The following is a 9,691-nucleotide window of genomic DNA, read 5'->3' as shown; positions in this document are numbered from 1 at the left end:
CCCCGCGCCCCTCCCATTCGTGGCCGGCCGCGTCAGCCGATGCGCCGCGACCATCGGCCGCGACTCGCACCCGTGGTGGGGGTGGAGGCCAGGGGCTCCGCGTGCGCCGGACGCAGGGGCAGCCGCACCTCCACCCGCGTGCCCTGGCCCATCTGGCTGGTGATGTGGATGCGCCCGCCGTGCTGCAGGACGATGCGGCGGCTGAGCGCCAGGCCCAGGCCGGTGCCCTCCCCGGCCGTGCGCGTGGAGAAGAAGGGCTGGAAGAGCCGCTCCAGGTCCTCCGGGCGGATGCCCACGCCGGTGTCCACGATGGTGACGACCGCTTCGTCGCCCTGCTGCGACGTCTCCACCTGCACGCGGCCGGTGTCGCCCACCGCGCGCACGGCGTTGTCCAGCAGGTTGAGCCACACCTGGTTGAGGGTGCCCGGGTCGCCCCAGATGGGCTCCGCGCACTGGTAGGAGCGCTCCACCACGACGCCCGGAGGGATGCGCCAGCCCAGCACGCTGAGCGTGGAGTCGAGCGCCGCGTCCAGCCGCACCGACACCGGCTTCTCCGCCGTGCGCACGAAGGACAGGAGCGACTCCGCCAGGTGGCGGATGCGCTGGCCGCACTCCTCCATCACCTCCAGCATCGCGGGGCCCAGGTTGGGGTCGCCGCCCGTCTGCTTGCCCTGGACCACCTCCTTCAGCGGGATGAGCGCGTTCATCAGCCCGTTGAGGGGGTTTCGCACCTCGTGCGCGAAGCCGGAGGTGAGCAGGCCGATGGCCGCCAGCCGCTCGTTCTCCGCCGCGCGCACGGCCGCCTCGCGCAGGCGCAGCTGCGTCTCCACGCGCGCCAGCAGCTCGCGCGGGCTGAAGGGCTTGCCCAGGTAGTCATTGGCGCCCGCGCCCAGGGCCTCCACCTTGGCGGACACCTCCTGGCGCGCGGTGAGCAGGATGACGGGCAGGTCCACCGTCTGCGCGTGGGAGCGCAGCTGCACCAGCAGGTTGAGCCCGGACAGCACCGGCATCATCACGTCGGACACCACCAGGTCCGGCCGCTCCTCCAGCGCGCGGCGCACGCCCTCCTCGCCGTTGATGGCCTCCAGCACCCGGTAGCCCGGCGCGAGGATGTCCGCGATGAAGGCGCGGATCTCCGCGTCGTCCTCCACCACCAGGATGCGCGGCGCCTTCGCGTCCGCGCGCGTGTGGTCCTGCGGCTCCGACGGGCGCTGCGCCCCGGCGACGGTGGCGGCCAGCACGGTGGCGAAGCGGCCGGAGCTGCGGCGCTCGCGGCGCGTGGGCAGGTCCGTGGCGCGGCGCTCGCGCAGGTCCTCGCGCAGGTGCTGGGTGCCCTTGGGCAGCCGTACGCGGAAGCTGGAGCCCTGGCCCGGCGTGCTCGACACCTCGATGCCGCCCGAGTGCAACTCCAGCGTCTCCTTCACCAGCGCCAGGCCGATGCCGCTGCCCCCGAAGCGCCGCGTGCCGGACGTGTCCGCCTGGGCGAAGCGGTCGAAGATGACGGCCAGGTCCGCGGGCGCCATGCCCTGCCCGGTGTCCACCACCTCCACGTGCACGTCCGTGTCGTCCTCGCGCACGCGCACCGCGATGCTGCCGCCGGCCGGCGTGAACTTGAGCGCGTTGGAGACCAGGTTGTGGAAGACGCCCTCAATCCGCTCCGCGTCCACGTGCACCGGGGACACCGGCCCGCCCTCCAGCGTGAGGGTGAGCCCCTGCTTCTCCGCCACGGTGCGGAAGGGCAGCAGCTGCGATGACAGGAACGCGTGCAGCTCCAGCGGCTGGTAGCGCAGGCGCACCTTGCCCGCCTCCAGCTGCGCCAGGTTGAGCAGGTTGTCGATGAGGCGCAGCAGCCGCTGCGTGCTGCGGTCCAGCGTCACCAGGTGCTGCCGCACCACCGTGGGCAGCGACTCCGGCTCCTTCTGGAGCGCGTCCAGCGACAGCAGGATGAGCGTGAGCGGCGTGCGCAACTCATGGCTCACGTTGTCGAAGAACTCCGTCTTCAGCCGGTCCTGTTCGCGCTGCTTGACGAGCGCCGCCTCCAGCTTCGCGTTCGCCTCCGACAGCTCGCGCGTGCGCGCCGCGACGCGGTCCTCCAGGGCCACGTTGCTGCCGAAGACCTCGTCGTAGCGCTGCTGCAGCTCCCGCAGCGAGCCCATGTTGGCCTGCGCCTGCGCCGCGAGCAGTTCGTCCTTGCGCTTGATTTCGCGCCGGCGGTCCAGCCAGCCGCCCAGCGCGAAGCCGGCCATGCTCAGCGACGCCACGGAGAAGAGCGCGTCGCCCCAGCCCAGGTGCGTGGCCAGCAGGCCGCTCACCATGCCCAGGAGCAGGCCCAGGTAGTGGCCCCAGAGCGTGGGCGGATCCGTCCACGTCAGGTGGTAGCGGCACGCCTCGCCGCCCAGCACCTGGCACTCCGTCTCCCGCACCTCCGCGGGGGCCAGGCCCCAGATGGTGGGGAAGGACGCGAACTGGCCCATGCGCAGCTCGCAGATGTTGCGGTTCTGCTCCGGGATGCTGCTGCGGTAGGCCAGCTTGAGCCGCTTGTGCTCCAGCAGGTCCACCGTGAACGCCCCCACCCGGTTGTAGCTGGGGGAGAAGTCGATGGTCTGCTTGTAGCAGGCCTTGGGCGAGCCGAAGGCGCGCAGCATGTAGAAGACGAAGCCCAGCGCCTGCGGCGACGCGGTGAACAGGCCCGCCTCGCGCATGAAGCGCGAGTCGCCGGACTCCTCGCGCAGCGCCGCCGCCGCGCGCTCCAGGAAGCGCAGCGAGACGTAGTTGGTGGGCTGGCGCATGTAGTCCAGCCCCAGGCTGAACCCGTGCTCGCGCCACACCTTGGCCAGCCGCTCCGCGCCGTAGCGGTGCTCGAAGTAGAGCAACAGCGTGGACGTGGCACGGACGCTCACCTCGGGGGCGTTGTCCGGTGACACGTCCTGCACCTTCACCGCCGGCAGGCGTGGGGTCACGGTTTCGTTCCTTCGGTGACGAGCGTCACCGCGTACTTCAGTCCCTCCGGGTCCTCGAGCATCGCCAGGAAGTCATCGCAGTGCGACTGGTAGGCCTCGAGGCCGCCGAAGGCCGCGGCGCCCACCGGCGCCAGGGCCTCAAAGCGCGTCTTCCAGTCGCGCACGAGCCGCGCCTCCGCGGCGCCCGCGGAGAGGTAGAAGGGCATCAGGTGCACGCGCACGTCGGTGAGGCCCGCGCGGCGGAACTCGGAGAACAGCTTGCGGCCGACGTACAGGTCGAACCCGCGCGTCGCCAGGGCCTCCACGATGCGCTGGGTGCCCGCGCGCAGGTGCTCCGGGAAGGGCCAGTTCTGGAAGCCCAGCCCGTCGATGTCGGACACCACCACGCGCCCCCCGGGCCGCGTCACGCGGATGAGCTCCGCGAGCGCGACGTGCCGGTCCGGCAGGTACTCGAAGACGTACTGGCTCCAGGCGTAGTCGAACGCGTCCGCGGGCAGCCCCGTGGTGCGCACGTCCGCCTGGAGGAACGTCAGGTGCGGGCGGTGGGCGTTGCGCGCCCTGGCCTCCGCGACGCGGCCCTCGTGCAGGTCCACGCCGGTGACGTGGCCCCCCTCCCCCACCAGCTCCGCCATCAGCTCCGCGATGCCGCCGGGGCCGCAGCCGGCGTCGAGCACGCGGTCTCCCGGCTTGAGGCCCGTGCGGCGCAGGACGGCGCGCGTGTCCTGGGACTGCTCCTGCTCCAGCAGGCGGCGGGACTCATCGGCGGATTCCATCAGGTACATCACCGCACCTCCTGGGTCGGGACCGGAGCCGGCGCGGAGACCCGGTGCTTCGTGCGGCGCATGGGCATCTGCCGTTCGAAGAGCGAGCGCCAGGCCTCGCACCAGCGGCGCACCATGGAGCGGTGGAAGGTCCACTCGGAGAAGCGGCCCTGGTCCACGAAGCCCAGCTCGCGCAGCACCGGCACGTCCAGCGTGTCCACCAGGCCCAGCGCGGCGCCGCGGCCCCGCTCGCGCGCGTGTGTCACGCACCGCAGCGCCAGCGCCTCCACCGCTTCCTTCGCGCGCGGGTGCTCCCGGTCCGGCACCACGAGGTTGAAGCCGTTGGTGACCTCGATGAGGCTCAGTCCCGGCGTGGCCTCGTCCTGGAGCGCCAGCGCGAGCGGCCCCCCGTCGCCCTCCACCACGAAGATCCGCCGCTCCCGGTGCAGGCCCGCCGCCCGGAAGCGCTCGCCCAGGACGGCCTCCGCGCCCGGGTCCGCGCGCAGGTCCTCGCTGAGCAGGCGCACCATCTCCCCCCGGCGGCGCAGGTACGACTCCAGCCACCGGCGGTCCTCCGGCCCCGCCTCACGCACGGCCGGCAGCGCCGCCGCGTCCACCGCGGGCTTCAGGGGCAGGTCCGCGCGCAGGTAGTGGAACTGGCGCAGGTGGCACAGCCCCTGGCCCTCCAGCACGCGCGCCAGCCACGTGCCCAGCCGGTGCGGCCACCGGTTGTCGGTGCGCCACATGTAGCGGATGAACTCCACGTCCTCCATCGCCTCGCCCACCTCCACCGCGAGCGACGTGAGCTCGCTGGAGATCTGCTCGCTGCGGCGGAAGCCCGGCATCACGGCCAGGTGCTGCACCAGCCACGTGCCGGAGTACATGCGCAGGCCGTTGACGTGTCCCAAGAGCCGCCGCGAATCCGTGAAGACGAGCGAGCGCCCCAGCTCCCGCGCGCGGCTCAGCCGCTCGTGCGTGGCCTCCAGCACGGGCAGGACGCGGGACTCCTCACCGAAGGGATGGTCCGGGTGGAAGGTGTAGTGGGCGTCCTCCATCATCCGCCAGAGGTCCGGGAAGCGGAACACCGCGCCGTCGCGCACCTGGGGCGCCCGCGCGGACACGAACGCGTCCACGATGGCGTCGCGCACCGTGCGCGGCATGTCCAGGATGCGCACGCCGCAGCGGTAGGGCCTGAGGCGCTGATCATGCCGGGACTCGAAGGGGACGACGTCCACCGAGCGCACCTCCACGCGGCACGCCACCTCCGCGCCGTCCGGCAGCAGCAGCGTGGTGTCCAGGTGGGAGCCCACCGGCAGCACCTCGCACGACGCGTCGATGGGAAAGGCGAACCCGCGCGCGCCCAGGTCCAGCACCGCGCGGGTGATGCGCTGGCCGCTGAACGGCGAGATGAAGCGCACGAGGAAGCGGTGGTGCGCGCTGGGGCGGAAGCGCTGCTGCCCGCGCCGGTTCTCCACCGCCAGCGAGCGGGGCATCCCCAAGGCCACGCCGTCATGCCCGACGTGGAGCATGCTGGTGACGCCCCGGTAGCGCTGTCCGCCCATCTCGAAGGAGAGGTGGACCACCTCCCCCACGCTCGTGGGCAGCGCCGGGGACACCTGCCCGCGCAAGAGGCCGCGCTCGTCGCAGGCCTCCACCGTGGCGGACTCCAGCCGGAAGTGCGCCGTCTGGCTGTCCGGCGGGTGCACCCACACGGGCAGCTCGCGCCGCAGCGCCTTGCGCAGCGCGGCCTGCACCGCCACCGCGTCCCGCAGCGTGCGCGGCGGGGCGGACGTCGCCTCCACGGGGGCGGGCCGCCAGGAGATGCCCACGCGCAGGAACGCGTGCGTCCCCTGCTGCACGGGGGTGGCGTGGCGCACGTAGGCGCGGGCCACGTGCAGCACGGGCCGGCCGTCGCGCACCATGGACAGCGAGTCCAGGGGCGTGCCCGGAAGGAAGGCCGCCATCGACGCGTCCATGGGGACCTGGAGCGCGGCGCCGAAGTGGCCCAGGTCCTGGCACTCCGCGCTGAAGGGCCGGTCGCGCAAGAGGAAGTCCACGCGCATCCCCGCGTCCAGCACCACGCGCGTGGAGGCGCGCAGCTGGAGGATGTCGCGCAGCCGCATGCTCAGCTCCCCTTCGGTCAGCGCGTCGTCCACCGTGCTGAAGACGTGCCCCTCCGCGGCCGTCTCCACCAGCTCCTCCAGGCCGTGCTGATCCGACCGCGCGCAGACGAACACGCAGACGGCCTCCGGCGCGGCGCGGTCCACGTGGCGCAGGAAGCGGCGTGCGTTGTCCGCGGACGCGATGATCAGCGTGGGCACGGACGCCTCCATGCGCCGCGTGGCCTCCAGCTGTGAGCCCACCACCGAGACCCGGTGCGCTCCCAACGCGGACTTCAGCGCGTTGCGGCGCAGCTCGTTGGGGTGGACGATGAGGACTTCGTGAGTCGGCACGCTCATGGATTTTTCCCGACGCGCAAGAGCCACACCGGCGCCCGTGCACGGCGCCATTCCCGTCGACGCGGGGCATGCACGCGCCCCGTTCCCGCCATCCGCATGTCTTGAGTGTCCGAGCCTGATGCTCTCTCTGGTGCCAGCAGGGCTCGCGCTGTGACGCCTTCCCGGTGACCCGCCGGCGAACAACCAGCGCGTACTTTACCTGCTCCCACGGATTAGGTGATGTACGCGGGGGTGAGAGGACTTTTCGGAATAGGTTAAAGACGCGCAGTCAGCCGGGACCCCTTGGTGGGTAGGGCGCGTGGATTCAGTGCGGACTTTGCGCGCTGGCCCCAGGGCCTGGACGCCGTTACAGAATGCGCGGGCGACGAGGAGGCCCCCCATGGGCGAGACGGTCGATTACGAGGCGGGCATCCGGGAGCTGAAGCGCTCCATGAACGCGGTCATCCTGGCGCACTACTACCAGGAGAGCGAGGTGCAGGACGTGGCCGACTTCGTCGGTGACAGCCTGGCGCTGGCGCAGGCGGCGGCGCGGACGGAAGCCGACGTCATCGTTTTCTGCGGTGTGCACTTCATGGCGGAAACCGCGAAGATTCTGAATCCCACCCGACAGGTGTTGCTCCCGGACCTCAAGGCCGGCTGCTCGCTGTCGGACCGCTGCCCCCCCGCGGCCTTCAAGGCTTTCAAGGACAAGCACCCGGACGCCTTCGTGGTGTCGTACGTGAACAGCTCCGCCGCGGTGAAGGCGATGAGCGACGTCATCTGCACGTCGTCCAACGCCGTGCGCATCGTGAACCAGATTCCGAAGGACCGCCCCATCCTCTTCGCGCCGGATCAGCACCTGGGCCGGCACGTGATGAAGGAGACGGGCCGCGACATGGTGCTGTGGCCGGGCAGCTGCATCGTCCATGAAATCTTCAGCGAGAAGAAGCTCGTGGGGCTGAAGGTGGAGCACCCGGACGCGGAGGTGGTGGCTCACCCGGAGTGCGAGCAGCAGGTGCTGCGGCACGCGGACTTCATCGGCTCCACCAAGGCCATCCTGGATTACGTGGTGAAGAGCCCGAAGCAGAAGTTCATCGTGGTGACGGAGGCCGGCATCCTCCACCAGATGAAGAAGGCCGCCCCGGGCAAGACGTACATCCCGGCGCCGCCGGACAACGGGTGCGCGTGCAACGAGTGCCCGTACATGCGCCTCAACACGATGGAGAAGCTCTACCGGTGCATGAAGGACCGGACCCCGGAGCTGGTGCTGCCCGCGGACCTGCAGCACGCGGCGCTGGCGCCCCTGAAGCGGATGCTGGAGTGGTCCGCCTGAAAGAAGCGCCCGGGGACTGTCGCCCGCGTCCCACGTTCAGCAACTCGCGTCTTGCGGATGGCGGGCCCAAGTGCCATGGAAGAGACGTGGCCTTCCGATTTCTCGCACTTCCCGCCCACCGGCTGGTGGACTTCCCCAAGACCCTGCCGGACGACGAGCGCCTCGAGCCGGACCTGCCGCCGGTGATGGAGGCCGTGGAGCGCGCCCTCGCCGGCGCCGAGTTCCGCGACCTGAAAGCCCGCGACCGCCTGCGCGCCCTGCTCCAGGGGGACCGTCCCCCGGCCCTGGGCTCCCCCGGCAAGGGCTACGGCCCCAGCGCCATCTTCGCCCAGCCGCCCCAGGACCTGCCCGCGCTGCTGCGCATGGCGGACGAGCTGGAGCAGCTGGCGCGCCGGGAGGCCGGAGAGCGCGCGCTGGTGTGGAAGTGCGGCGAGTGCAGCGCCCGCTACGCGGTGCCGGTGGCCCTGGTGCGCCAGGTGTCCATCCGCTGCGAGCGCTGCGGCCACCCGGTGCAGCTGTCCTCGCAGCAGAGCCTGGGCGAGGAGGCCCTCATCGACCCGTTCCAGGGCGCGGTGAACACCAGCCGGCATGAGCTGGCGGCCTTCTTCCGCGAGGCGATGGCGCGCGGCTGGCCCGTGCTCGTGTCCGAGGGCGGCGCCCCTGCCCCGCGCGGGCGTTCGTCCAGCCCGACGGCCTGAGCCACCGGCCGGGGTTCCAACGGGGGCCACCGCCAGTCAGGGAGGCCCCCTCCCCGCTTCAGATGAAGATGCCGGCGGAGGCGTCGTTGCGCGCCTCCTGCAGCTCCTGCGTCGCGGGGCGACCGCGCAGCGCGTCCATCACCTGACGCGGAGCGTGACGGCCCGAGCACTTGGAGCACTCGCACTTGCCGCGCTTGCAGGTGCAGTCCGCCTTGCTGCCGCAGGAGCACTTCGCCGTCAGCACCTGGTCCAGCTCCTCCAGGGGGCGCGGCGCCTCGTCCTGCTTCGCTTCCGGGGACGGCGTCTGGGCCTGCTGCGAGGAGCCCTTGGAGGCGGCCGCCTTCGCGTGGGCCTCGCAGGCGTGGGCGCTGGCGGGCATCAGCCAGAGGCCGCCCAGCAGCAATCCCGCGGTCATCAACGTCGCGCTGCGTGCCATGTCCGCTCTCCTTGGCGAGGCGCCTTGAAGGCTTGGGGGAGACGCCCGCCGCTCCGGGCTATAGCGCAGGGCATTCCCCCTGCCAAGGCATTCGCACGCACCTTTGCCTACCCGGCAGCAGAGCACACGGTGCGCTCGCCCGGCGCGGGGGCGCACGCGTACAGTCCGCGCCCTCCTTGCCCGTGACGAATCGAACCGACCGCATCGCCTTCGCCGCCGCGCTCGTGCTCGGGGCGCTGCCCCTCTGGGTGTCGCGCTTCCTGCCGATGGTGGACCTGCCGCAGCACCTGTACCTCATCTCGGTGCTGCACCGGCTGGACGACCCGACGACGCTGTACCCCACGCTGTTCGCGGCGCGGCACGAGCTGACGCCCTACCTCGGTTACTACTACCTCGTCAGCGCGCTCAACTGGCTCTTGCCGCTGGAGCTGGCCAACCGCGTCTTCCTCACCGCGTACGTGGTGGGAATGCCGCTGGGCATGGCCTTCCTGTTGCGGAGCCTGGGCCGGCCGTCGTGGCCCGCGCTGCTCACGCTGCCGCTCGCGTACGGGGACAGCTTCGGCTGGGGCTTCATCAACTACCTGGCGGCCCTGCCGCTGACGCTGCTGTGCTGCGGCCTGTTCGTGCGGACGCTGACGGACGCGCCGCGCCGCGCACGCTGGGGCGTGGGGCTGGCGGTGTGCCTGGTGGCGGTGCTGCTCTTCCACGTGCAGGCCTTCGGGTTCCTGGCGTTCGGGCTGCCGTGGCTGCTCCTCACCACGCCGGTGCCGGAGGACGCGGCCGGGCGGGGAATCGTGGCCCGGCTGCGGCCACGCGTGCCGGCGCTCCTGGGCGTGGTGCCCGGCGTGACGCTGTTCCTGTCGTGGGTGGTGCTGCGGTTCGGCAATCCGCCGGACATCCAGCCGGGCGCGCCGTGGAAGGCGTGGGGCCCCACGTTCTCGCCGCAGAACCTGGCGTGGAAGGGCTTCGAGCAGAACCGCGCGGAGTTCTTCCAGGTGCTCGCCAACACGTTCCATGACGGCTCGGACCGGTGGCCGCTGTACGCGGTGGGCGCGGTGGCTGTGG

Annotated in this window: 6 protein-coding genes and 1 pseudogene; 3 read left to right on the top strand and 4 right to left on the bottom strand. The window is 71.9% G+C overall.

Translation table 11 applies throughout. The features are described 5' to 3' along the window. Window positions 1–32 precede the first annotated feature (32 nt). From D7W79_RS32445 to D7W79_RS32435, 3 genes are read right to left on the bottom strand one after another with little or no spacing between them, the layout of a single operon-like run. A complete protein-coding gene (locus D7W79_RS32445) occupies window positions 33–2,960 on the bottom strand; it encodes an ATP-binding protein (RefSeq protein WP_120529236.1) in 2,928 nt (975 codons plus the stop codon). Further along, complete coding sequence (locus tag D7W79_RS32440; RefSeq protein ID WP_171436649.1) at window positions 2,957–3,742, bottom strand: methyltransferase domain-containing protein; 786 nt, start codon at window positions 3,740–3,742, stop codon at window positions 2,957–2,959. Before D7W79_RS32440 ends, D7W79_RS32445 begins: the two co-directional genes overlap by 4 nt. Beyond that, complete coding sequence (locus D7W79_RS32435; protein ID WP_120529235.1) at window positions 3,742–6,180, bottom strand: PilZ domain-containing protein; 2,439 nt, start codon at window positions 6,178–6,180, stop codon at window positions 3,742–3,744. Before D7W79_RS32435 ends, D7W79_RS32440 begins: the two co-directional genes overlap by 1 nt. Window positions 6,181–6,559: 379 nt before the next feature. Here D7W79_RS32435 and nadA point away from each other — a divergent pair, with 379 nt between their 5' ends. Together nadA and D7W79_RS32425 are read left to right on the top strand one after the other, a co-directional pair. Further along, window positions 6,560–7,492 (top strand): quinolinate synthase NadA, encoded by a 933-nt coding sequence (nadA, locus tag D7W79_RS32430; protein WP_120529234.1) that lies wholly within the window; start codon window positions 6,560–6,562, stop codon window positions 7,490–7,492. A gap of 86 nt (window positions 7,493–7,578) precedes the next feature. Further along, window positions 7,579–8,190: a zinc ribbon domain-containing protein gene (locus D7W79_RS32425; RefSeq protein ID WP_120529233.1), complete on the top strand. Its 612-nt coding sequence runs from the start codon at window positions 7,579–7,581 to the stop codon at window positions 8,188–8,190. Between the two features lie 58 nt (window positions 8,191–8,248). Here D7W79_RS32425 and D7W79_RS32420 read toward each other — a convergent pair whose 3' ends face one another. Further along, complete coding sequence (locus D7W79_RS32420; RefSeq protein ID WP_120529232.1) at window positions 8,249–8,626, bottom strand: metallothionein; 378 nt, start codon at window positions 8,624–8,626, stop codon at window positions 8,249–8,251. Between the two features lie 182 nt (window positions 8,627–8,808). Between D7W79_RS32420 and D7W79_RS32415 the strand changes: the two are divergent. After that, a pseudogene (locus D7W79_RS32415) lies at window positions 8,809–9,691 on the top strand (hypothetical protein); the annotation flags it as partial.

This window comes from Corallococcus exercitus (genome assembly GCF_003611585.1).
GTDB classification, from domain to species: Bacteria; Myxococcota; Myxococcia; order Myxococcales; family Myxococcaceae; genus Corallococcus; species Corallococcus exercitus.
The sequence above is the reverse complement of the archived record's forward strand: the minus strand, read 5'-3'. Positions and strand labels throughout refer to the sequence as shown.